At 63.2% G+C, this 23,016-nt stretch carries 23 protein-coding genes; 14 read left to right on the top strand and 9 right to left on the bottom strand.

What is annotated here, in order from left to right; translation table 11 throughout:
* Positions 1–7: 7 nt before the first annotated feature.
* A complete protein-coding gene (locus V5735_RS03135) occupies positions 8–1,234 on the bottom strand; it encodes a cytochrome P450 (RefSeq protein WP_423745037.1) in 1,227 nt (408 codons plus the stop codon).
* Positions 1,235–1,528: 294 nt separating this feature from the next.
* Here V5735_RS03135 and V5735_RS03130 point away from each other — a divergent pair, with 294 nt between their 5' ends.
* From V5735_RS03130 to V5735_RS03105, 6 genes are all read left to right on the top strand, one after another.
* Positions 1,529–2,407 (top strand): transporter substrate-binding domain-containing protein, encoded by an 879-nt coding sequence (locus V5735_RS03130; protein WP_423745036.1) that lies wholly within the window; start codon positions 1,529–1,531, stop codon positions 2,405–2,407.
* A gap of 45 nt (positions 2,408–2,452) precedes the next feature.
* Positions 2,453–3,271 carry an amino acid ABC transporter permease gene (locus tag V5735_RS03125; protein WP_007979025.1) on the top strand — a complete coding sequence of 273 codons (819 nt, stop codon included), beginning with the start codon at positions 2,453–2,455 and terminating at the stop codon, positions 3,269–3,271.
* Positions 3,268–4,002, top strand: a complete 735-nt coding sequence (locus tag V5735_RS03120; RefSeq protein ID WP_423745035.1) for an amino acid ABC transporter ATP-binding protein — start codon at positions 3,268–3,270, stop codon at positions 4,000–4,002. Before V5735_RS03125 ends, V5735_RS03120 begins: the two co-directional genes overlap by 4 nt.
* Positions 4,003–4,251: 249 nt before the next feature.
* The gene (locus tag V5735_RS03115) at positions 4,252–4,707 is read left to right on the top strand and encodes a helix-turn-helix domain-containing protein (RefSeq protein WP_423745034.1); all 456 of its coding nucleotides are present in this window, start codon (positions 4,252–4,254) and stop codon (positions 4,705–4,707) included.
* A complete protein-coding gene (locus V5735_RS03110; protein ID WP_069450431.1) occupies positions 4,704–4,982 on the top strand; it encodes a DUF7521 family protein in 279 nt (92 codons plus the stop codon). Before V5735_RS03115 ends, V5735_RS03110 begins: the two co-directional genes overlap by 4 nt.
* Before the next feature lie 185 nt (positions 4,983–5,167).
* Positions 5,168–7,807: an efflux RND transporter permease subunit gene (locus tag V5735_RS03105; RefSeq protein ID WP_423745033.1), complete on the top strand. Its 2,640-nt coding sequence runs from the start codon at positions 5,168–5,170 to the stop codon at positions 7,805–7,807.
* Positions 7,808–7,927: 120 nt separating this feature from the next.
* Here V5735_RS03105 and V5735_RS03100 read toward each other — a convergent pair whose 3' ends face one another.
* Positions 7,928–8,695, bottom strand: coding sequence for an MOSC domain-containing protein (locus tag V5735_RS03100; protein ID WP_423745032.1), 768 nt, complete (start codon positions 8,693–8,695; stop codon positions 7,928–7,930).
* 161 nt (positions 8,696–8,856) lie between these two features.
* On the opposite strand from V5735_RS03100, the gene V5735_RS03095 reads away from it, so the two are divergent.
* Entirely contained in the window at positions 8,857–10,035 is a 1,179-nt protein-coding gene (locus V5735_RS03095) for a GNAT family N-acetyltransferase (RefSeq protein ID WP_423745031.1), read from the top strand.
* Positions 10,036–10,141: 106 nt separating this feature from the next.
* Positions 10,142–10,864, top strand: a complete 723-nt coding sequence (locus V5735_RS03090) for a DUF7547 family protein (protein WP_423745030.1) — start codon at positions 10,142–10,144, stop codon at positions 10,862–10,864.
* 235 nt (positions 10,865–11,099) lie between these two features.
* Here the strand turns inward: V5735_RS03090 and V5735_RS03085 are convergent, their stop codons facing one another.
* Positions 11,100–11,477, bottom strand: coding sequence for a Zn-ribbon domain-containing OB-fold protein (locus V5735_RS03085; RefSeq protein ID WP_423745029.1), 378 nt, complete (start codon positions 11,475–11,477; stop codon positions 11,100–11,102).
* Positions 11,474–12,625, bottom strand: a complete 1,152-nt coding sequence (locus V5735_RS03080) for a thiolase C-terminal domain-containing protein (protein WP_423745028.1) — start codon at positions 12,623–12,625, stop codon at positions 11,474–11,476. The genes V5735_RS03085 and V5735_RS03080 overlap by 4 nt, the downstream gene beginning before the upstream one ends.
* Before the next feature lie 84 nt (positions 12,626–12,709).
* Here V5735_RS03080 and V5735_RS03075 point away from each other — a divergent pair, with 84 nt between their 5' ends.
* Together V5735_RS03075 and yciH are read left to right on the top strand one after the other, a co-directional pair.
* Positions 12,710–13,096, top strand: coding sequence for a hypothetical protein (locus V5735_RS03075; RefSeq protein WP_423745027.1), 387 nt, complete (start codon positions 12,710–12,712; stop codon positions 13,094–13,096).
* An 81-nt stretch (positions 13,097–13,177) separates the two neighbouring features.
* The gene (yciH, locus tag V5735_RS03070) at positions 13,178–13,483 is read left to right on the top strand and encodes a stress response translation initiation inhibitor YciH (RefSeq protein WP_423745026.1); all 306 of its coding nucleotides are present in this window, start codon (positions 13,178–13,180) and stop codon (positions 13,481–13,483) included.
* Positions 13,484–13,495: 12 nt separating this feature from the next.
* On the opposite strand, the gene V5735_RS03065 is transcribed toward yciH, so the two are convergent.
* On the bottom strand, positions 13,496–15,124 hold the full coding sequence (locus V5735_RS03065; RefSeq protein ID WP_423746050.1) for an acyl-CoA synthetase: 1,629 nt from the start codon (positions 15,122–15,124) through the stop codon (positions 13,496–13,498).
* Positions 15,125–15,251: 127 nt separating this feature from the next.
* Entirely contained in the window at positions 15,252–15,665 is a 414-nt protein-coding gene (locus V5735_RS03060; protein WP_423745025.1) for a hypothetical protein, read from the bottom strand.
* Between the two features lie 106 nt (positions 15,666–15,771).
* Here V5735_RS03060 and paaK point away from each other — a divergent pair, with 106 nt between their 5' ends.
* Positions 15,772–17,058, top strand: coding sequence for a phenylacetate--CoA ligase PaaK (paaK, locus tag V5735_RS03055; protein ID WP_423745024.1), 1,287 nt, complete (start codon positions 15,772–15,774; stop codon positions 17,056–17,058).
* 24 nt (positions 17,059–17,082) lie between these two features.
* Here the strand turns inward: paaK and V5735_RS03050 are convergent, their stop codons facing one another.
* Both V5735_RS03050 and V5735_RS03045 read right to left on the bottom strand, forming a co-directional pair.
* Positions 17,083–17,988, bottom strand: a complete 906-nt coding sequence (locus V5735_RS03050) for a universal stress protein (protein WP_423745023.1) — start codon at positions 17,986–17,988, stop codon at positions 17,083–17,085.
* A gap of 275 nt (positions 17,989–18,263) precedes the next feature.
* A complete protein-coding gene (locus tag V5735_RS03045; RefSeq protein WP_423745022.1) occupies positions 18,264–18,758 on the bottom strand; it encodes a hotdog fold thioesterase in 495 nt (164 codons plus the stop codon).
* A 51-nt stretch (positions 18,759–18,809) separates the two neighbouring features.
* On the opposite strand from V5735_RS03045, the gene V5735_RS03040 reads away from it, so the two are divergent.
* Positions 18,810–19,271: a MaoC/PaaZ C-terminal domain-containing protein gene (locus tag V5735_RS03040; RefSeq protein ID WP_007978987.1), complete on the top strand. Its 462-nt coding sequence runs from the start codon at positions 18,810–18,812 to the stop codon at positions 19,269–19,271.
* 80 nt (positions 19,272–19,351) lie between these two features.
* Positions 19,352–20,548 (top strand): SLC13 family permease, encoded by a 1,197-nt coding sequence (locus V5735_RS03035; protein WP_423745021.1) that lies wholly within the window; start codon positions 19,352–19,354, stop codon positions 20,546–20,548.
* Between the two features lie 30 nt (positions 20,549–20,578).
* Here the strand turns inward: V5735_RS03035 and V5735_RS03030 are convergent, their stop codons facing one another.
* Positions 20,579–21,973: a hypothetical protein gene (locus V5735_RS03030; RefSeq protein ID WP_423745020.1), complete on the bottom strand. Its 1,395-nt coding sequence runs from the start codon at positions 21,971–21,973 to the stop codon at positions 20,579–20,581.
* A 155-nt stretch (positions 21,974–22,128) separates the two neighbouring features.
* Here V5735_RS03030 and V5735_RS03025 point away from each other — a divergent pair, with 155 nt between their 5' ends.
* Complete coding sequence (locus V5735_RS03025) at positions 22,129–23,004, top strand: amidohydrolase family protein (RefSeq protein ID WP_423745019.1); 876 nt, start codon at positions 22,129–22,131, stop codon at positions 23,002–23,004.
* Positions 23,005–23,016: the final 12 nt, after the last annotated feature.

Genomic DNA, 23,016 nt, shown 5'->3' with positions numbered 1-23,016 from the left:
CCCCGCCTCACTCGCGGTCGAAGCGAATCGGGAGCGACTCGACGCCGTAGATGAACGAACTCCGCGTCGGTTCGAGCGTCGTCTCGGGTATCGTGACGTTCGACACGCGAGACAGCAGTTCCGAGAGCGCAACCTTCGCTTCGAGCCGGGCGAGCGGCGCACCCAGACAGTAGTGGGTACCGTAGCCGAACCCGAAGTGTTGGTTCGGTGTGCGGTCGGGCCGAAACTCGTCCGCGTCGTCGAACTGCCGCTCGTCGCGGTTTCCGGAACCGAGCCAGACGACGAGTTGGTCGCCTTCCTCGATGGTTTCGTCGTGCATCGTCACGTCCTCCATCGCCACGCGTGTCATCGCCTGCACGGGCGACCGGTATCGAAGCACCTCCTCGATGGCCGTGGTGAGCGCGCGGTCGTCGCCCGCCAGTTCGTCCACGGCGTCCACCTCGTCGAAACACCGCATCGCGTTCGTGATGAGGTTCGTCGTCGTGATGTTCCCGGCGACGAGCAACAGAATACACGTCCCGAGGATTTCCCGATGCGTGAGCGGTTCGCCGTCGATTTCGGCGGTGACGAGCGTCGAGATGAGGTCGTCTCGCGGATTCTCGCGCCGGTCTTCCATGAGTTGGATGAAGTAGAACGCCATCTCTTGGCGCATCTCCTCTTGGCGTTCGACGAACTCCGCGCCGCTCTCGTCCTCGCTCGCGGCCGAGACGATGGCGTCCGACCACGTTTTGAACTGCTCGCGGTCCTCCGGCGGAACGCCCAACAGTTCGGCGATAACGATGACGGGAAGCGGGTAGGCGAACTCCTCCACGAGGTCGATTTCGTTCCCGTTATCGAGGATATCGTCCAGCAACTCCGTCGTCAACTCGCGGATACGCGGCTCCAGTTCCCGAATCGTCCGGGGACTGAACTCCTCGTCCACGACGCCGCGGAGTTCGTCGTGTCGCGGCGGGTCCTGTAGGAGCATCGTATCGAGCATGACGCCCGCCTCCTCGCCCTCCGGTTCCTGAAATCCGCTCGCGTTCCGCGGGCTCACGGAGAATCGCTCGTCGTCGTCGAGCATCTCCTTTACGTCGTCGTATCGGAACACGTCCCACACCTTCCGCGTCGGGTCGTACCGAACCGGCGCCCGCTCGCGCATCTCCCGATACCAGTCGAACGGTTCGAGCCACGCTTCTCGCTCGGATAGTTCGTCGGGGAACGCCTGCAAACCCTGTGGGTCGGAGGAACTCATCCCCGATAATACAGGGGCGCGGCGTATCAGGATTTCCCTTCTCGTATCGACGTTCGAACGCTTTGAGATAACGCCGAAATCGACTTCGAGTGAAGTAGGGTCCTCCTCGATGCTATTTCCAGAATTCTTTTATGACAATTCTGTCCCGATAACGACTAATTAGCGAATAATAGGATAATATTGCGAACGATGATGAACAGTATTCACGGCGAATGCCCGTTACTTTGCCTAACTTTCAATTCGAACGGAACCGAGACGGAAGGCTAATATAATTGTGGTATATGTTTTCATAGCATGGATAGACGAACCTACCTCAAGGCGAGTTCCGGAGCGGTTGCTACGCTGGCGCTCGCGGGTTGTTTGGGCGATTCTGGTGGCAGCGGTAGCGGCGACAACGGCGACAACGGTGACGGCGAGAAGACCAGTTCGGACGGCAAGGACGATTCCGACACCGGCAAGATACTCATCGGCTCCGACATTCCGTACAAGCCGTTCGAGTACCGGACGGCGGACGGGTCGCTCGAGGGGTTCGACCCCGGTATCGCGGAAGCCATCTTCAAGGGACAGCTCGACCGGGAGTACGAGTTCAAGAAGGCCGGTTTCGACACCATCATCGACAGTCTGAAAAACAAGAACTTCCGCCTGATCATGAGCGCGATGACCATCACCGACAAGCGCGCCGAGAAGGTCGATTTCTCCGACCCGTACTTCACGGCGTACCAGACCGTTGCGATTCGCAAGGGTGGTGGCATCGAGAAGCTCGACGACTTGAAAGGCAAGACCGTCGCCGTCCAGAAGGGGACGACCGGCGAAAGTGCGGCGGAGAAAGTGAAGGAGGACTTCGGTGGCAGCCTCACGATTCACAGCTACGACCAGATTGCGGGTGCGTTCAACGCGCTGCGGAACCAGCAGGCGGTCGCGGTCATCAACGACAACACCGTCAACGCGGAGTTCGTGAACAAGATGGACGGCGTCGTCTTCCTCGAGGGCGAAGGAGAAGCCGCGAAGCAGGGGAAGAACGCACCCGACTATCTCACGCTGACAATCGAGGAGTACGGTATCGCGTTCCGCAAGGACGACGATGACCTCCGGAAGCAGGTGAACGAGGCCATCAAGGCCATCAAAGACGACGGCACGTACGACGAGATATACGGCAAGTATTTCGAGGGCTGATTCCACGGACGTCGCCTTCACCAAACAACTATAACTTGATACATTATGGCAGAGACATATCACGAAGACGCTGCCGCCGAACACCGCGCAGGCGACGGCCTACTGACCGACACCCGACTCAAATGGTTCGGAATCGCCGTCGCTGGAGGATTCTCGCTTCTCATCGCGTACGTCATCTTCCGTATCCTCACGGACTTCGTCGATTACGATCTGTTGGTGACCATTTTCCCGCGATTCATCAGCACGTACATCGACGTTCTCGTAATCGTCGTCGTTTCGAGCGTCCTCTCGCTCATCGGCGGTGTCTTCATCGGCTTGGGTCGCGTGTCGAAAACGAAGTTCACTCGCGCAGTCGCCACGTGTTACGTCGAGTTCTTCCGCGGAACGCCGCTCCTCTTCCAACTGTTCGTCCTGTACATCGGACTCCCGAGGTTCGGCATCGGAAACTTCTCCCGGTGGGGTTGGTACGCCGGTATCATCGGCCTCTCGCTGAATCACGCGGCGTACTCCGGCGAGGCGATCAAGGGCGGTATCAACTCCATTCCGGACGGTCAGATGGAGGCCGCGCGGTCGCTCGGCATGTCCTACATCAGTGCGATGCGGAAAATCATTCTCCCGCAGGCGTTCCGAAACTCCCTCGCCGCGGTCGGGAACGACCAGATCATCCTGGTCAAGGACACGTCGTTGCTGTCGGTTATCGCCGTCAGCGAACTCATCAGCCTCTTCCGGAACGTCAACAGCAACCAATTCGACGCGTGGACGCCGCTCGTCCTCGTGGCGATAGCGTACCTCGCCATCACGCTCCCACTTGGCAAACTCGTGCGTATGCTGGAAGAGCGCGCTGCATGGGGTGAACAGCGATGAGTACCCCGAAAATCGAGTTCGACGGCGTTGACAAGTACTTCGGCGAAGCACACGTCCTGAAGGATGTCGACCTCGAAATCGACGACGGCGAAGTGGTCGTCGTCGTCGGTCCGAGTGGCAGCGGGAAATCGACGCTCTTGCGGTGTACGAACCGCTTGGAGGAGATTCAGGGCGGGGATATCCGCATCGAGGGCCAGTCCATCACCAACCCGACGGTGGACATCAACTTCCTCCGCCAGCGTATCGGGATGGTGTTCCAGAGCTTCAACCTCTTCCCGCACAAGACCGCGCTGGAGAACGTCTCTATCGCGCCGATAGACGTAAAAGGACTGTCGCGTGCGGAGGCGGACGAACGGAGCCAGCAACTCCTCACCGACGTGGGCCTTGAGGACCAAGCCGACTCCTACCCGAACCAGCTTTCGGGCGGGCAACAACAGCGCGTGGCCATCGCCCGCGCGTTGGCGATGGACCCGCACGTCATGCTGTTCGACGAGGTGACGAGCGCGCTCGACCCCGAACTCGTCGGCGAAGTGCTGGGCGTCATGCGCGAACTCGCCGAGGGCGGCATGACGATGATGGTCGTTACCCACGAGATGGGCTTCGCCCGCGAAGTCGGCGACCGAATCGTCCTCATGGCCGACGGGCGCGTCATCGAGACCGCGCCGCCCGAGGAGTTCTTCGAGAACCCGCGGACGGACCGTGCGAAGCAGTTCCTCTCGATGGTGCTGTAGCGGTTTTGGCAACGCTCCCGTAACGCCCGTCTCGACTGTCCCGTCGAATTCTTTCAGACTGCCCCGTCGAATTTCTCTCGACCGACCTGCATTTCTCCCGACTATCCTGTACTCCCCCTCGTTTCCGTGAGACGGAACCCAATTCCAAGCTTCTGGGACGAGTCGATGTCTCTTTTACACCTGCCCGGAAATGACGGGTAGATACGGGACCGATTCCGCACGTCGCATCGAGCGGTCCCGGCGACCCGAATGAGCGAACACAACGTCGATTGGAGCCGGTTGTTACTGGTTCCCGAGCAGACGGAGACGACCGAGCCGTCTACAGACATGAACCGAGAATCGTCGGACGACCGGACGTCCCCGCCGCCGTCGGTGGTCCTGCGCTCGCTCGAAGACGACAAGTGTCGAACGCTCCTCACGGCGTTACGCGAACCCACGTCCGCGACCGCGCTCCGCACCGAGTGCGACATGCCCCGATCGACCGTGTATCGGAAACTCGAACGACTTGGCGAGGCCGGACTCGTGCGGGAGTACACCGAGGTTCGACGCGACGGACCGAACGCCACCCTCTACGAGCGCGATTTCACGGATATCTCCATCAGTATCGACGAGAACGACGAGTTTACGGTTTCAATCGAACGGCCGGACCGGGACGCCACGGACCGGATGGCGACTTTCTGGACGGAGATGAAAAAAGAATCATGATGGACGCGATAACGTGGCTCCTCGTCATCGTGAAGTTCGCCGCGCTCGGACTCGGCGGGGTCGTCACTCTACTCGCCTACCGCGCCTACGAGCGCACGCAGTTCGCTGGGCTTCGCTACTTCGCCATCGGGTTGTTCATCATCACCGTCGGGACGGTACTAGTCGGCGTCTTCCACCACTTCCTCCACGTCCAACTCACGATGGGGATGCTCCTCGAAAGCTCCATCATCTGCGTCGGATTCGGCGTCATGGTCGTCGGACTGTACGGACAATAGCGGCGTTTTCGTCCGCTCACACGCCGGTTTCCCTCCTCGTTTCGAGGTTGTCCCACGTTGTGGGACCCCACCATCGGTTCTTGTTCGATGCCTGTGGAGACTATCGTAATGAGAGTCACGACTGAAGGTACCCTCACGTTCGACGTGCCGCACCGACGACCCGCTTCGGGACCGCGTGGTGACCGATGAAGCGGACGGTAGCGGAACGGTTCGCGGACACCATCGTCGAGCGGAGTCGGCTCGTCATCGCGCTCTTGCTCCTCGTCTCGGTGGTCGTGGGTGCGGGCGCGATCATCGGTGAAACGGGCGACGCGCCCATCGGCCAAGCCGGAACCACGTCGCAGGAACAGAAAGCTCTCGACGAAATCGGGGCGACGTACGGGACGAACGACGCGATAGTAAGCCAAGTCGTCGTGAGAAACGAGGACGGAAACGTCCTCTCCCGCGAGTCCTTGCTACGAAGTCTCCGTCTCCAACGCGAGGTGCGTAACGACGACTCCATCAACGGGACGCTCCGCGCCGACCGCGGACTCGTCGGCATCGAGAACGTCGTCGCGACCGCCGCGTACGCCGAGGACGTGCGACGGCAACGGGCCAACTTGTCGAAGAACGGGTCCGGGACGAACGCCGGTGCTCCGCCGACCCGTCCACCGTCGCCGACGTTGGACCAGCAGATACGCGCGCTCGAAACGCGCTCTCCCGCCGACGTCCGGTCCCTCGTCGGAACGGTGCTCGATTCCGACGCGGCCGCTCCGGGAACCGACCCGACGGAGTTCCTCTCCTCGAACTACGAACCGGGGACGACGAGCGTCGACGCACGGATTACGTTCGTCTTCCAGCGAGGAACGGACGACTCGGAAGCCGCGACTCAAGCCGCGTACGACGCGCAGGTGGCCATCGAGTCGCTGGTCGATTCGCGCTTCGACGACGCGTTCGTCTTCGGGCAGGGAATCGTCGATGACGCCTCGTCGCGGGCCATCGGCGACAGTTTCATCATCATCACGCCGGTCGCCCTCGTCCTGTTGCTCATCGCGCTCACCCTCGCCTACCGCGACCTCGTGGACGTGCTCATCAGCGTCTTCGGCGTCGGCGTCGTGATGGTGTGGCTCAGCGGCGCGCAGGCGTGGCTCGGGATTCCGTCGAGTTCGCTCCTCATCGCGGTTCCGTTCCTCCTCATCGGGTTGAGCCTCGACTACTCGCTGCACGTCGTCATGCGGTACCGCGAGGCGCGGACCGGTGCCCTCGATACTGACGATTCGGATACCGACCGGCGGTCTCCGGCGATGGCGATGCGGTCGGGACTCTCCGGGGTCATCCTCGCGCTGGCCATCGCGGCGTTTACGACCGCCATCGGATTCTTCTCGAACTACGTCAGTCCGCTGGCGTCCATCCGCGACTTCGCGCTCCTGAGCGGCACTGGCATCATCGCTATGCTGGTCGTTTTCGCCGCGCTCGTCCCGGCGGTCAAACTCGAAGTCGAACGCTTCTTCGACCGCCGCGGTCGTCCCCGCTTGCGTTCGGCGTTCGGCGTCGGCGACGGGCCGATTCGGCGCGCGCTCTCGGGTACCGCGAATCTCGCCCGACGGGCACCCGTCGTCGTCCTCGTCGTCGCCGTCCTCCTCGCGTCGTCCGGCGTCTACGGCGCGACGGGCATCGATACGGAGTTCAATCAAGCCGATTTCATCCCGCAGGACGCCCCCGCGTGGATGCACTCGCTCCCCGAACCGTTCGCGCCCGACCAGTACGATGTCAGCGCGAACCTCGCGTACCTGAGCGATAACTTCCGGCAGCGCGGTGAAGGGTCGGAGGCGCAGATACTCGTCCGTGGGAACGTCACCGACCCGAAATCGCTCGCGGCGCTCGATGCGGCGACGACGACCGCGGCGGAACGCGGCGGGCAGAACGGCACCGTCGTCTTGCGGCCGGACGGGTCGGCCGCCGTCGAAAGCCCCGCGTCGGTCCTGCGCGACGTGGCCGCCACGAACGAGACGGTGGCCGCGGCAATCGACGACCGCGACCGTGACGGCGACGGACTCCCGGACGAAGACGTCGCGGCGGTCTACGACCGGTTGTACGACGCGGCCCCCGAACGTGCAACGACGGTCCTCTACCGGGACGCGAACGGGTCGTACGCGTCCGCACGCGTTATCGTCGGAATCGCGGGCGACGCCTCGGCGCAGTCGAGCGCGAGCGATGCCCGCGCCGTCGCCACCGCGGTCGAACGAGGTGCCCCCGTCACGGCGATTGCGACCGGCCAGCCGGTCGTTACCGCCGTCGTCCAGAGCGCGCTGTTCGAGACGCTCGTCGAGGGATTCTCCATCACGCTCGGCGTCATCCTCGTGTTCCTCGTCGGATTGTACTGGTGGCGATACCGTGCACCCGAACTCGGCGTGGTGCTCCTCGTTCCCGTCCTCATCGCGCTCGCGTGGCTGCTCGGAACGATGGCGTTGCTCGACATTCCGTTCAACAGCGAAACCGTCATCATCACCAGTCTGGCCATCGGACTCGGCGTGGACTACAGCATCCACCTCGGCGAACGCGTCGTGGACGAACGCGCTCGCCACGACACGCTCGGAGAGGCGCTCTCGGCCGCCGTCGTCGGGACCGGCGGCGCACTCCTCGGGAGTGCGGTGACGACGGCCGCCGGGTTCGGCGTGCTCGCCTTGGCTCTCTCGCCCCCGCTCCGGCGATTCGGGACGGTGACGGGATTGAGCATCGTGTACGCCCTCGTCGCGTGCGTCACGGTGCTTCCGTGCCTCCTCGTACTCCGCGAGCGACTTCTGGGACGGCGGACGAACGTCGAATCCGGGGAAGCGGCGAACTGAAAACGCCGCTCCCTTCACGGTATTCCACGTTGGACAACCCTTCTACTCCAACCATACATCGTTTCCCGTGCCGTCGTGGTTCGAAAATCGGTGGCTCCGTGCCGTCGAATCCTTCCGGGCCTATTCGACTACTTCGACGGTATCGCCGACGCGGAGGGTTTGATTGCGGTCCGACTCGGGTATCTGGGCGATGAGCATCGCCGCGTAGTGGTGGTCGAGCGCGCTCTCGTCAACCCATTCCGGGAGCGTCTCCCGTCGTTTTCGGATGAATCGCGTGCGGAATTCTGGGAGGGCTTCGCCCGTGTCCGGGTCGCGCTGTGGGATGACGCACCGATTGCACGCCTCGACGCCCTCGAATCGGACACCGCCGACTTCGAAGGCGGGAGACCCGTCACCGATGAATCGGTCCTCCCAAAACGGGGGAACGCCTTCGATTTCGACGTTGGCGCGGAGTCGTCTCCGCGCGCTTTCGACCGTCATCCCGTCGAACCACGACGCGATGGCACGTAACGAGGCCGTGCTGATAACCGACGGTCCCCGCTTTCGCCGGTCGACGAACCCGTTCTCCGTGTCCCGACGCAGCGTCAGGTCCATCTCGAAGATTTCGCTGAACCACCGTTCGGCCCGTTCGCGTTGCTCGGGAAGGTCGAAGAGACGTGTCCCTCCGTCCGGCGTTTCTATCGTCAGTTCACCCGAAGCGGGGTCGAAATCCGTCGACAGCCGTTGAAACATATCCGTTTGCTTCCCGTTGACGGCGTTGCCCGCGGCGTCGAAGAGCGCAAATTCCCTATCGTAGGCCACCGTACCTCCCGGTACGATGTCGGTCGCATCGACTTCGATGCCGTCGAGCCCTTTTATTGGATACACCCGTATCCGTCCGAGTTTCATCGTTGGCTATGGCTCCGCGACGACCATATAGTTGACTTTCAGGTCGGCTCGCCGATTTTCTGACGAACGATACCCCTGTTCGAACCCTTGATTTCATATATCGATATACGATACATGTGGCCGACACGAACATATTTCTCGCTTCCCATCAATCCCCAATCATGCCCGACTATCGGCCGATACCGGCCATATACGAAGACGAGTATCGGCGGTTTTTGCGATACGCGTTCGAACCGGAAAACGGCCTCCAAGCCGACGAGGATGACGACGACGAATCGGAACTCGGCGACCGCCGCGGGGTGTTCGACGGCGACGACCTGCGCTGCGTGTGCAAACACTACTGGTTCACCGCGCGAATCCGCGGCGACTGGCACGAGATGGCGGGGCTGTCCGCCGTCGCGTCGCCGCCCGAGAGCCGCCGCCGCGGACTGGTCCGAGACATGCTCGCCGAATCGCTCGCCGAGTACCGCGAGAACGAGGTGTACTTCTCGGCCCTCTGGCCCTTCTCCTACGAGTTCTATCGGAAGTACGGCTGGGCGACGGCGAACAAGCACACGAAGTACGAGACGACCCCGGACGCGCTCGATTTGGACATCGAACCCGCGGGCGAGTTTCGGCCGCTCGACGCCGACGACTGGGAACTGCTCGTTCCCGCGTTCGACGCGATGACCGAGGGATACGCCCTCAGCACCGACCGAACCGAAGACTGGTGGCGAGAGCGCATCTTCAAGAGCTGGAAGCGGGACCCCTACGTGTACGCGTGGATGCGGGAGGACGAGGCGCGCGGATTCATCGTCTACACCGTCCACGACGAGGGCGACGGTAAACGGTTCAAAGTGTGGGAACTGACGGCCATGGACGACGAGGCATACCGCCATCTCCTGCGGTTCGTGCAGTATCACGACTCGCAAGTCGAAACCGTCGAACTGACCTACGTCCCCGAATCCACCGACCTCCTCGACATCGTGGCGAATCCCCGTGACGTGGACTGTGAAATCAACGCCGGTCCGATGTTCCGCCTCGTGGACGTCCCGCGCGCCCTCGAAAGCATCGCGTACGATGCGGACGCTACCGTCGTCCTCCGCGTCACCGACCCGCTGGCGGCGTGGAACGAGGGGACGTTCGAACTCGACACCGACGACGTCGTTCGCTGTGAGCGCACCGACGCCGACCCCGACGTGACGATCGACGTGAACACGCTCTCGCAGTTGGTCGTGGGCTATCACGCCGTCGAAGACGCCGAACGGTTCGGAAACCTCACCGTCGAAACCGGCGACGCGCGTGCGACCCTCGCCGAACTGTTCCCCGAGCGGGACGTATTCCTCACGGAAGGGTTCTGAGTCCCGACCGCCGACCGATCCTAGTATTCCAACCCACCCGCTCATTCGACCGACTCGCACATTTCGACCGACCAATACTTTTGTTCTGCGGTGCCAACGGTCACCTATGTCGAACGACCGGGACGACCCCGACCGGGACGACCGAGAGGACCTCGAAGAGCGAATCGAGGAGTTGGAAACCACCTTGCGCGGCCTCCAGACCGAACTTCGGCAACCGCCGCGCGGCCCGATGGGACTGCCGCGCCCGCCAACGCCCCGCGAAGTCCTCTCGTTCACCGGCGAGTACGCCATTCCGACGCTCATCACCATGCTGGAAGCGAACGTCCGCGCGCTGAAGGCGCTCCAGCAGATCATCCGCCTCGTGGATCCCGAGTACGACCCGACGGAACGAGCGCGCTCCGACCTCAGCGCCCGCGCCGGACGGGCGAGTCGCGCCACCCTTGACCGCCTGCAGGACACGCTGAACGACGTCGAAACCGCCCTCTCGGAGGGCGGTCTCCCGGAGGAACCGCGCGCCCGACGCATCCTCGAAGACGCCCGCCGACTCAGCGACGACATCCGCGAGGAAGTTTCGACCGGGAGTGAACAGGCCGACGCGGGGCGCGAACTCGCGGACAACGCCGACGCCGAAGAAGCGGAACTGGAAGAGGGGGTCGACCAACCCGAAGTCGACGTGGACGCCGAACTCCGCTCCATCCGCGATGAACTGGGCGTTCGCGGTAACGGCAGCGGCGACGACGAGGACGACGATAACGAATCCGATTCCGACGATGACGAATCCGGTCCCGACGATGACGAATCCGGTCCCGACGACGAGCCCGACGCGTGAGCCGTCTCTCCTCCTCTCTTCTCTCTCTGTTCTTCTCCCTCTCTTCCCCGTTCTTCTCTCTCTGTTCTTCTCCCTCTCTTCCCCGTTCTTCTCTCTCTGTTCTTCTCCCTCTCTTCCCCGTTCTTCTCTCTCTGTTCTCCCCCTCTTCTCTCGTTCTTCGTTCTGTTTCGGCGTCCCCACTCGAACTATCGACGGGGTTTCGAACCGGATGGAAAAACGACGACCCTTCGTGCGCTCACTCGACGGGTTCGAACCGGTAGCCGTCCCACTCCTGACTCGCCTTCTCTCGGATTCCGGCGTCCGGGTCGCGGAGTTCGTCGGCGTAGACGGGCCGCACTTCGTCGCCGATTTCCACGCCGTCCGTCGTCAACTGTCCGATGGCCCGCACCGAGTCGCCGTCCACGTCGAACTCGACGATGGCGATGGAGTTCGGTTGCCGGACGCCGGGCGGGGTCGCGGTGCTGGTCGTCCACGTGACGACCTCGGCGGTCCTATCTGTCAAATCGACGGTTTCGTCTTGCGGTTCGGCGCACTCCGGGCACCGCGGGTGCCCCGGATACGAGAGGTGGCCGTTGGGACAGCGGTGCGCTTCGAATTTCGAATTTTCGCTCATGCTTCCTCCATGATTGTGGTGATGACGCAGTTACCGAACCCGCCGACGTTGCAGGCCAGTGCGACCTCCGCATCGACCTGCCGTTTTCCGGCGTTGCCGAGCAACTGCTGGTGGAGTTCGTACGCCTGTGCGACGCCGCTCGCGCCGAGCGGGTGGCCCTTGGATTTCAGGCCGCCGGAGGTGTTGATAGGGAGGTCGCCGTCGCGGTCGGTGACACCCTCCTCGACGGCTTTCCAGCCCTCACCCTGCTCGAAGAAGCCGACGGCCTCGCTCTGGAGGAATTCGAGGATGGTGAACATGTCGTGGAGTTCGGCCACGTCGATGTCCTCCGGTCCTCGCTCGGCCATGTTGTAGGCGAGTTCGCTGCTCTCCACGGCCGCACCCATCACCGTCGGGTCGTCGCGCTCGTGGACGACGTGGGTGTCGGTCGCGCCGCCGATTCCGGAGACGACGGTGTACTCGTCGGTGTACTGCTTGGCCTCCGATTCCGGGCAGAACAACAGCGCGGCGCTCCCGTCCGTGATGGGACAGAAGTCGTAGAGGCGGAGCGGGTCGGCGACGATGGGCGACTCCATCACCGTCTCCACATCCACCTCCTTGCGGAACTGCGCGTGCGGGTTGTCAACACCGTTCTCGTGGTTCTTGACGGCCACCTTCGCCAGACTCTCGCGCGGCGCGTCGTACTCGTGGAGATAGCGCCGAGCGGTGAGTCCCGCGAAACTCGGCAGGGTGAGTCCGTGTTTGTACTCGACTGGGTGGGTCAGCGAGGCGATGACGTCCGTCGCCTCGGCGGTCGTCTCGTGGGTCATCTTCTCCCCGCCGACGAGGAGGGTCAGGTCGCTCGCTCCCGAGGCGACCGACTGCCACGCGGCGTAGATTCCCGCGCCGCCACTCGAACTCGTCTGGTCGATGCGTTGCGTGTACGCCGGGAGCGCGCCGAGGTCGTGTGCCAGCGCGTTCGGCACGCCGGTCTGACCCTCGAACTCGCCGCTCGCCATGTTCGAGACGTAGAGGTGGTCGAGGTCCAACGGCGAGACGCCTGCGTCGTCGAGGCAGGCCTCCCCGGCCTCCGCCAACAGTTCGCGTATCCATGCGTCGCGCTGCCCGAACTGGGTCATCGACGCGCCGATGATTGCGACTCGTTCCATGGTCACCACGACGGGGGGACGGGTTTAGAAGCTTGAGATTTCGACAACGAAAAACACTTGCCACGATTCGGTCTCGTGTCAGACATGCAACGGAGAGCCCTCCTCGTCTCCCTCTCTACGGGTGTAACCGCCGGGTGCGTCGGGATTTTCGACGCCCTCGAGGCGACGCTCGGTCACTTCGACGTGATGAACTACGACGACGAACCGCACGTCTTTCGCGTTCGAATCGAACGCGACGGAAGTACCGTCCATCGATTCTCTCGGCGGGTGGAGCACGATGACCCCATCGCTATCCGCGCCGCCGACCGAACGTGGGGAACGACACCGGGTCGGTACACGCTCAGCCTGAGCGTCGGGTCGGCTCACACTCACGCCACCTTTACGAAACGCGGTTGTCACGACGTGATACTCGACTATCGGTCCGGCAACGTGGGTATCTTCTCTCACAACGACGGTCCGCGGTGCCGATGAACGGTCGTGGGACCCGTGCCCGGATGTCTAATCTCTGAGATGAGACAGAACCAAGGTACTGGGTGGCATAGTTCGTGTGCCGTGGCAAACGACAAAGACGACTTCAGTTCCATCACGGGACTGCCGGAAGAACTCGGCATCGACGAAGACCTGGGGCGAACCGAGACGCGCCTCGTCATCCGAACCGAGAAACGGCGCTACGACAAGCCGGTCACCATCGTCGAGGGGTTCGACACCGGCGAGGTGGACGTAAAGGACCTCGCGTCCGAACTCAAGCGAAAGATGGCGACCGGGGGGACGGTTCACGAGGGGGCTATCGAACTACAGGGCGACCACCGTGAGCGGGTCACGGAGGTACTACAGGACAAGGGTTTCGCGGTCGACTAAAAGCGGCGAGGGTCAGTCTCCGAACTTCGACACTTCCCTGTCTCGGAGTTCGATACGTCGGATTTTTCCGCTCGACGTCTTCGGCAGTTCGTCCACGAACTCGATACGTCGGGGGTACTTGTACGGTGCCGTCTCCTCTTTCATATACTCCTGTAGCTCCTCGACGAGTTCGTCGCCCCCGTCGTAGCCCTGCGCGAGGATGACGTACGCTTTGACCACGTTTCCGCGCTCGTCGTGCGGACTGCCGACGGCGGCGGCCTCCGCGACCGCCGGATGGCCGACGAGCGCATCCTCCACCTCGAACGGTCCGATGCGGTAGCCCGAGGAGATGATGATGTCGTCGGCGCGGCCCTCGAAGAAGAAGTAGCCGTCTTCATCCTCGCTCGCCAAGTCGCCGGTTCGGTAGTACGACCCCGAGAAGGTCTGCTCGTCCAATTCCGGCTTTTCGAAGTAGCCGTCGAAGATGGCGGGACTATCGACGGGAACCGCGACTTCGCCGATTTCTCCCCGCTCGACTTCTTCCTCGTCCACCGTGTCGATGATGGTGGTTCCGAGGCCGGGCGTCGGCTTGCCCATGCTTCCGGGCTTCACGTCGATACCGGGGTAGTTCGTCACCAAGGCGACGGTTTCGGTCTGCCCGTAGCCGTCGCGGGGCGTCACGTCGAAGGCCTCCTCGAACGCCTGAATCGGTTCGCGGTTCAGCGGTTCGCCCGCCGACAGCGTTTGCTTCAGCGAGAGGTCGTAGTCGGCCATGTCGTCCACTTGGGTGAACATCCGGTACTGCGTCGGCACCGCACAGAGGCGCGTGACGCCCTCCGATTCGAGCAGCGAGAGGAACGTCTCCGGGTCGAAGTCCCCCCGGTAGACGAACTGCGGTGCGCCCGTCGTCAGCGCCACCCCGACCGGACTCCAGAACCACTTGGCCCACCCGGTTCCCGTCGTCGCCCAGAGCAGTTCGTCCTCGAAGTCCATCCCCTCCTCGACGCCCCACCAGTAGCGCCCGTTGACGCGTTCGAAACAGTGCATCCAGCGGTGACGGTGGAGCACGGGTTTCGGCTGTCCCGTCGTCCCGCTCGTGTAGTTGATAGACATCGGCGACTGTGGACCGATGTCCGGCCCGTCGTGTTCGGTCGATTCCCCGTCGATGAGCGCGCCGAAAGACTTCCACTCGCCCATCCGCGACCCGCCCAGCACGACCATCGTGTCGAGCGGCGTCTCGTCGGCGACGGCTTCCACCATATCGGTCAGTTCGTCGTGGCACACTATCGTCGTCGCCTCGCAGTCGTTCGCCCGGAACTGGATGTCCTTGGGCTTCAGCATGGCCGAGCAGGGCACCAGAATCGCCCCGCGCTTCAGCGCCCCGAGTTGAATGGCGAACACGTCGGGATGGCGCGGCAGGAGGTGCATCACCCGGTCGCCCTCGCCCACGCCGAGCGATTCGAGCGCGTTGGCGAACCGATTCATGTCGTCGCGCAGGTCGGCGAACCGCCGCCGTGCCTCGTTCCCATCGTCGTCCCGGAACCGCACGGCGAGTCGGTCGCCGAACGCCTCCGCGTGGGACTCGATGACCGCCGGAAGATTGTACCCCTCCGGGATGTCCCACTCGAATTCCGCGAGTTCGCGCTGGTAGTCGATTTGCATCTGTCCCGAACTGCGGTGGTCGATTATTTGATTGTGTCGTCTGGTATCACGCATCGGACAGAAGCGTCCGCCGGAGCTCAGCGCCCGATGCCACTTCCCGTCCCCCCTTTCGCGCCATCCGAATCAGCTACCGTTCCACGAATCGGAGCACCCCCCTTCCGAGTCCGTATCCGAGCAGCGCCCCGACCACGCCGAGGAGTGAGAACCCAACGGTCAGCGCCCAGAGCGGGGCTTCACCCTGAACGGGGTGGCCGACGAGAGCGCGGCTCCCGACGACGAGCGCGAACAAAACGCCGGGTGCGAGACCGACGGCGAGGCTGGCGGGCGCGCCACCGCCGCGAAAGGCGCTCGCCGCGGAGACGAACGGCGGCGCGTAAAACAGCGCCGCGGAAAGTAGAAACGAGTCGGCGAAAACCGACCCCCCGGCGAGCGTCACAACGACGAGGAGCGCGAAGACGACCGCGGCGTATCCGCCGACGAAGACTCGCCAGTGTCGTTTGCTCGCGCTCGACCGCCCCCACAGTTCCGAGACAGTTGCCATCCACTCCGCGTGCAACGGCGAGGAAAATAAACGTTCAGTCGAGCTGCGATATTTCGGCCGGAATCGAGAAACAGTTTTCCCGTCCGCCTTCGAATCATGAATAAGCATGACATACAGTGACACCGAGAGTGCATCTCGGGAGGAACTGCGTGCGCTTCAGGACGACCGACTCGCCGAAACGGTCGCACACGCCTACGAAAACGTCCCCTTCTACCGAGACGCACTCGACGAGGCTGGCGTCTCGCCGGACGACATCGAGAGCGTCGAGGACGTCTCGAAACTCCCCTTCACGACGAAAGAGAACTTCCGCGACAACTACCCGGACGGAATGTTCGCCGTCCCGCGCGCGGAACTACAGCGGATTCACGCCTCGTCGGGGACGACCGGAAAGCCGAAAATCGTCGGCTACACCGGGTCCGACCTCGGCGTCTGGCGCGAGGTGATGGCCCGGTCGCTCTCCGCCGCGGGCGTCGAACCCGAACACGTCGTCCAGAACGCCTACGGCTACGGATTGTTCACCGGCGGTCTCGGGTTCCACGACGGCGTCGAGGAACTCGGCGCGTGCGTCATCCCGGTCGGCGGCGGCAACACCGCCCGGCAGATAGACATGCTCCAAGACTTGGAGAGCGATGTGCTCTCCTGTACGCCCTCCTACTGTCTGTACCTCGCGGAAGCGATGGAAGAGCGCGGCCTTGACCCGAAAGACCTCCCGCTCTCGACGGTCATCATCGGCGCGGAACCGTTCACAGACCCGATGCGCGAGGAGATAGAGGAGGCGCTCGACGTGACCGCGGTAGACGTGTACGGCCTCTCGGAAATCATCGGGCCGGGCGTCTCCATCGAGTGTGCGGACGCACAGGACGGCCTCCACGTTTGGGAGGACCACTTCTACCCCGAAGTCGTGGACCCGGAGACGGGCGAACCGCTCCCCGAGGGCGAGGAGGGGGAACTCGTCATCACGAGTCTGACCAAGGAAGCCCTGCCCGTCCTGCGCTACCGAACCGGCGACATGACGACGCTGAACTACGGGCGGTGTGACTGTGGCCGGACGATGGTTCGAATGGGCAACGTCACGGGCCGCGCCGACGACCTGCTCATCGTTCGCGGCGTGAACGTCTACCCGAGCCAAATCGAGGAAGTTATGGTCGACCTGGACGCCGTTGCCCCGCACTACCGCATCGACTTGCGGCGGGACGGCCAACTCGACAGGATGGAGATAACCGTCGAATACCACGAGGACTTCGAGGATTCGCCGCACGAACTCCGCGAGCGAATCCAGGAGCGTTTGCGCGAGATTCTGGAAGTCAAACCGGACACGCTGGAAGTGGTCGAACCCGGTGCCCTCGAACGAACCGAGGTCGGGAAGGTAAAGCGGGTGTACGACCACCGCTGAGGGCGGCGCTTCGCGTCCCTCGACTCAGAGCCACGGACCGAGCAGCGAGTCGCGCCCGTCCGGGCGTTCGACGCTGACGACGGTGCTGTACGCCGAGGAACGAACATCCGCCGTCGTAGACCCGAAGACGAACTCCCGAAGCCTGTTCTTTTGCGGCGCGCCGAGCACCGTCACGTCGTAGTACTGAGACTGTTCGACGATGGCGTCGGTGGCGTCGTCCGCTTCGAGAATCCACTCGTCGACGGCGCTGAAGTCGCCGAGGCGCTCGTTGGCCGCGGCGATGTACTGCTCCGCGTCGGTGTGGGCGCGTTCGTCCGCGGAACTCGAGACGACGTGGAGGAGTTCGAGCCACGCGCCGTGTTTCTCGGCGAGGTATCGTGCCATATCGACGGCCAGCCCGGAGTGCGGGCCACCGGCTACCGGAACGAGAATCGAGGTCACGTCGGTCGAGAGGTGATTTCCGCCCACGGAGATCACGTCACAATCGACGTGGCCACCGACGCGCGTCGAGACGCTTCGACCGAACGCCGTCGACGTCATCGACTCCGATTCGTCCACCACGACTACACCGGCCGAGAACTCCTCGCTCGCGGTCCGCGCGATGGTGAGATAGTTCCGTCCGACTCGGGCCGCCGCGCGGGTTCGAACGTCGAACGCGGAATCGACGGTGGTCCGAAGAGTCCGTCGGGCTGCCGCTTGCCGTTCGTTTAGCACGTTTCCGGCGAGATTGAGCGGCGTTCCCGACGACCTGACGGCCGCATTGACGAGTATCAACTCGCCACCCCGTGCGTCGGCGAGCGTCGCCGCGAACGAAACCGTCCGTTCGGCGTCACCCCCGTCGGACAGGACGACGACGTTCTGCCGCGGTGATCGCCCACCGGCCGTTGCGTACAGCAGCGAGGGAGGCAACGGCATGGGACTCGTGTTCATACCTCACGACATTTACTGAAACGGTATAAATCACACCATTATCCAATCAAATTTGGAATTTAAGCCCCTCGTGCCGATAAAATTCTCATTTCTTTTCGGCGAGCGTTTCGAACGTGGTTACCGCGTGCAGTTCTCGAGGCAATTATCACGGGGATTAAAATTGATTCGGGATATCACGACCGAAGTGGGAAGGAATCGAGGCCGAGTTCGACGGGTGGTCGGGGGTGTTTGGGGTGTGCCGTCGAGTGCTTCGGCGGTCGGTCTCGGTCCGGCTATCAGGGTTTATACACCCGACCGCGGAAGATGGCGATTTCCTCGCGGTCGATTACTTCTTCCGTTCCTTCGCTACCTTCTCTCGCGGTTTCAGTCCTCTCGCTCCCGTCTCCCGTTTCAGTTTCCTCCTCGTCTTCCTCACCCACCGCCTCGACGGCCACGTCAACCCGATAGGTGCCGGTGCGTCGCGTCTCGTCCTCGCGCTCGGCGACCGCGACGAGCCTGTCGCCCACGTCCGCGGCCGAGAGGTAGGAGATGTTCGTCTCCAGCGCGAGCGCGGTGTCGCCGTCGGCGTTCGACGCCGCCGCGAACGCCGCGTCCGCGAGCGAGTAGACGACGCCGCCGTGGGGCGTCCCGTGGAAGTTCAGCAACTCCTCTCGGACCGTGAGTTCCGTCCGCGCCCCGCCCGATTCGAGGGCCGTGAGTTCGATTCCGAGGGTCGCACAGAAGGGGTCGTTTGCGATTTCGTCGTATCGCTCGTCCGGGATAGTCACCATGGGTCGGTTCCGCACAGTAGTTACTTATATTCTTCCCGAGTGGGATTCGACATGGCTTACAGCTACGAGCCGCATTACTTCGAGGACTTCGAGGAAGGCCAGACGTTCGAGAGCGTCGGCCGGACGGTCACCGAGTACGACTTCGTGATGCATTCGGCCTTCACCGGCGACTGGACGGAACTCCACACGAACAAGCACTACGCCGAGGACGAGTACTTCGGCGAACGCGTCGCACACGGCCCGATGACGTTCTCGCTGGCGACCGGGTTCGTCTACCGCTGTGGCTTCCTGGAGCGCACCGTCCTCGCGTTCCTCGGCATGAACTACATGGACATCCCCGCGCCCGTCAAGATGGACGACACCATCTCGCTCGACATGGAGGTCATCGAGACGAAGGACCTCTCCAGCCGCGAGGACTCCGGTCTCGTCGTCATCGACACCACGATGACCAACCAAGAGGATACCGTCGTCTTCGAAGGCGACATGAAGTTCCTCATCAAGCGCCGGGACTGAACGCGCCGTTCGATTTTCGTCGGCTAACCGAACCGCGGTCCGTTCGAACGTTCTATGCCGTTCCCTTCGAAATTTAGTCCATGGTCTCCGACGCGCTCGTCGTCGCCGTCGTCTTCTGTACCTTCGGCCTGCTGTTTTTCAACCAAATTCGCGTCTACCCGCTCAGCCGGTCGCTGACGAGCGCGACGGGTGCCGTCGTCGTCCTCGCGCTCGGGGCGATTTCTCCCGACGAGGCGCTCGCCAGCGTCGATACGAGCACTCTCCTCCTGTTGTTCGGCATGCTCGCCCACGTCGAGGCGCTCTCGCGGAGCGGCTTTTACGGCTGGGCGGGGTCGTACCTCGTAGATTTCACCGGGACGGCGAGACGACTCACCGTGGGAACGCTCGTCGTCGCCGCCGTCTTCAGCTCCGTCGCGCTCAACGACGCGACGGTCCTGTTGCTGACGCCCATCCTCGTACAGGTGATTCGCAACGCCGACATCGACCCCGTGCCGCCGCTCATCGCCGTCGTCCTCGGGGCGAACATCGGCAGCGCGGCGACGCCGCTCGGCAACCCGCAGAACGCCTACATCCTGAACCGAAGCGGATTGACGTCGGTCGAGTTCGTCGCGCACCTCGCGCCGGTCGCGCTCGTCTGCCTGCTCATCGCGGCGCTCGTCCTCGTGCCGATTACGGCCGCCGGGACGACGCTCCCAGAGATTCCCGTCCCCGACATCGACGAGCGGTGGGCGCTGTCGAGCGTCGTCTTCCTCCTCGCCACGTTCGCCCTCCTCATCGTTTTCCCGGACTCGGACCCCGGCATCATCGCCGCGTCGATGGGGATTCTTCACATCACGTGGCTCCAGTTGTTCCGTCGAGTGCCCGGCGAGGAGATACTGCACGGGATGGACTGGAGCATCATCGTCCTGTTCGTCGGCATCTTCGTCCTCGTCGGCAGTCTGGAGGAGACGTCTCTGATGGGACTCGTTTCCGGATTCGGCGCTAGTTGGCGATTCGCCGGACTGACGTTCGTCCTGTCGAACCTCATCAGCAACGTTCCGGCGGTCGTCCTGCTCTCGTCGGGCGTCACGAGCCAGTCCGGTTGGCTGGTCCTCTCGGCGGTTAGCACCCTCGCCGGAAACGCCACGCCCATCGCCAGCGCGGCGACGCTCATCGCGCTTCAGCAGGCCGCCCGCCGCGGGGTGGACATCTCCATCTGGCGGTTGCTGTCGGTGGGCGTTCCCGTGGCTATCGTCACGAGCGCGGTGGCGGTGCTCATGCTCGACGCGGGACTATGAAACGCGAAACGAAACCGCGGGTCGGCGGCCTTACTCCTCCGACGAGCACGACGGGGAGGTACAGGACGCCCCGCAGATCGAGTTACACTGTTGGGTCACGTCGTCCGAGTGGTCGAGGACGACGGCGTCTCCGGTCACGTCGAACCCGCTTCCCGTAACCGTACTGCCGTCGCAGTACTGCAAGAGGATTCCGTCGCGGTCGGTACCGGTCTGGCTCACACAGCAGGACTCGAAGACGGAGTTCGGGCGGCCGAAGGCACGGAGCGGTGCGCTGCCGGGATTGCCGCTTCCCGTGTGGTTTGCGTCGCCCGTCACCTGCACGCCGGAACAGACGACCGGCGCGGGCGTGGACTCCGGCTTCACCGCGTACATCGCCGCCGTGTCGTCGGTGCCGATTCGAATTCGGGTGTCTCGAATCGCGGTCGTTCCCGCACCGGCGGCGACTATCGCCCCGTCGCTCGCCGCGTCGGCGGTCAGGCTGACGTCGCAGTTTTCGACCGTCGCGTCGTCGGCGAACAGCCAGATACCCCGCATGTTCGTCGGGAACGAGGAGGACGAGTGCGCGTCGTCGATGACGACACAGCAGTCACGAACCGTGCCGCCGGACCCGGCCAGACGGACGTTCGCGATGTTGTTGTTCCTGTACTCGCCGCCGTTGACGGTGACGGTACCGGTGCTCTTGCTCGACTCGTACAGGCCGTTGTTCGGGAATCCTCCGACGTGGCAGTCCCTGAATTCGAGGGCCCCCTTCGTGTACTGGTGGACGAAGACGCCGACCGCGCCGCTTCCGTCCGGCGCGCCGTCGGGGGCGCGGAGTCCCTCGACCAACCCGGACCCGTCGTCGGTGAGCACGCCGAAGATGAACGGTCCTTTCGACCCGTCGTGGACGCCGTGGTGGTCCACGTCCCGGACGAGGAGGCCGTCGTCCACGTTTATCTGCATCCCCGGCGCTTCCGGGGCGTCGGTGACGTCGTGCCGAAGTCCCTCGTACTGGATGTTGTACGAATCGCTCGCGCCGCCCACGGACAGCCACATCGCACCGGGATTTTGCGTGGCGCTGTCCGGCGTATCGAGGAGCATCGTTGCCCCCTCCTCGACGCCGACCATGCCGAAGTCGTGGAGTCCCTTTCCGTAGTTATACACCAACTCGGTGACGCGATAGGTCCCGTCCGGAAACTCCAGTTTCGTGTTGCTCTGGAGGTTCTCGCGGAGTATGTCGTCGATGGGTTCCTCACCGCTCGGGTCCATCCCGAGGTCGTCCACGACGTCGTACACCTCGTCGTACTGGAAGTCGTCCGGGGTCGCCGTCGTCGGAGTGACGGAAGCGATGGTTCCTCCCGCAACCAGCGCGCCGCTTGCGATTTTGAGATACGACCGTCGGTCGAGTGTCGTTCGCTCGTTCGGTGTATCTGGATTCTCGGGCATCTTCAGCAGAAACGCGATTATAATTCATAAAATCAATTCGTGGTCAAATTACTAAAAATATCGCTCATGAATATCCGAACGGTACGCCGACGCGATGTGACGAGGGGCGACTCCGGGTCGTTCATCTTTTTCACCTCTCCGGCGAATTATCGCGTATGACGCTCGACGTACTCGAAGCGGAGGACGAACCGCGGATTATCGACACCCACGCCCATCAGCCGACGAAGGAATTCTTGGAGGACGCGGGTGGGCAGATGATGGAGGACGCCGCGAACAAGTTCGGTGCGAAGATGGAGACGGACACCTACGAGTCGCTCGTCGAGGAGTACCACGAGGCCGGAATCGGTCGGACGATTCTGCTCGGCTGGGACGCCGAGACCAACACCGGAAACCCGCCGGTTCCGAACGATTACGTCGCCGAAATCCGCGACGAGTACGACGACTTCTTCATCGGCTTCGGTAGCGTCGACCCCCTGAAGGACGACTGCGTGGAGGAAGCCGAACGCGTCGTCAACGACCTCGACCTCTCCGGGTTCAAGTTCCAGCAGATAGCGCAGGGCTTCGACCCGAGCGCTCCCGAACACGAGGAACTGTTCTCGACCATCGAAGACCTCGGCGTCCCCGTCGTCTTTCACGGCGGTAACTCGACGCTCGGCGCGGGTGCACCCGGCGGCAGGGGCCTCAAAATCAAGTACGGAAACCCGATGCTCATCGACGACGTGGCCGCCGAGCACCCGAACCTCCAGATTCTGCTCGCACATCCCGCGTTCCCGTGGGAACAGGAGCAACTCGCCATCTGTCAGCAGAAAGGCAACGTCTACATGGACCTCTCCGGGTGGCTTCCGAAGTACATCGACGACCAAGTGCTCCACTACGCGAAGACGCTCCTGCAGGACAAAGTGATGTTCGGGACGGACTACCCGATGATTCGACCCGGGCAGTGGTTGGACCAGTTCGAGGACCTCGACTTCCCCGAGGAGGTCCAGCGGAAGATACTCTGGGAGAACGCAGAGGAATTCCTCGACCTGTAGTCCCGCGGACCG

Origin of the sequence: Haladaptatus sp. SPP-AMP-3 (genome assembly GCF_049568665.1) — an archaeon.
GTDB lineage: Archaea > Halobacteriota > Halobacteria > Halobacteriales > Haladaptataceae > Haladaptatus > Haladaptatus paucihalophilus.
The sequence above is the reverse complement of the archived record's forward strand: the minus strand, read 5'-3'. Positions and strand labels throughout refer to the sequence as shown.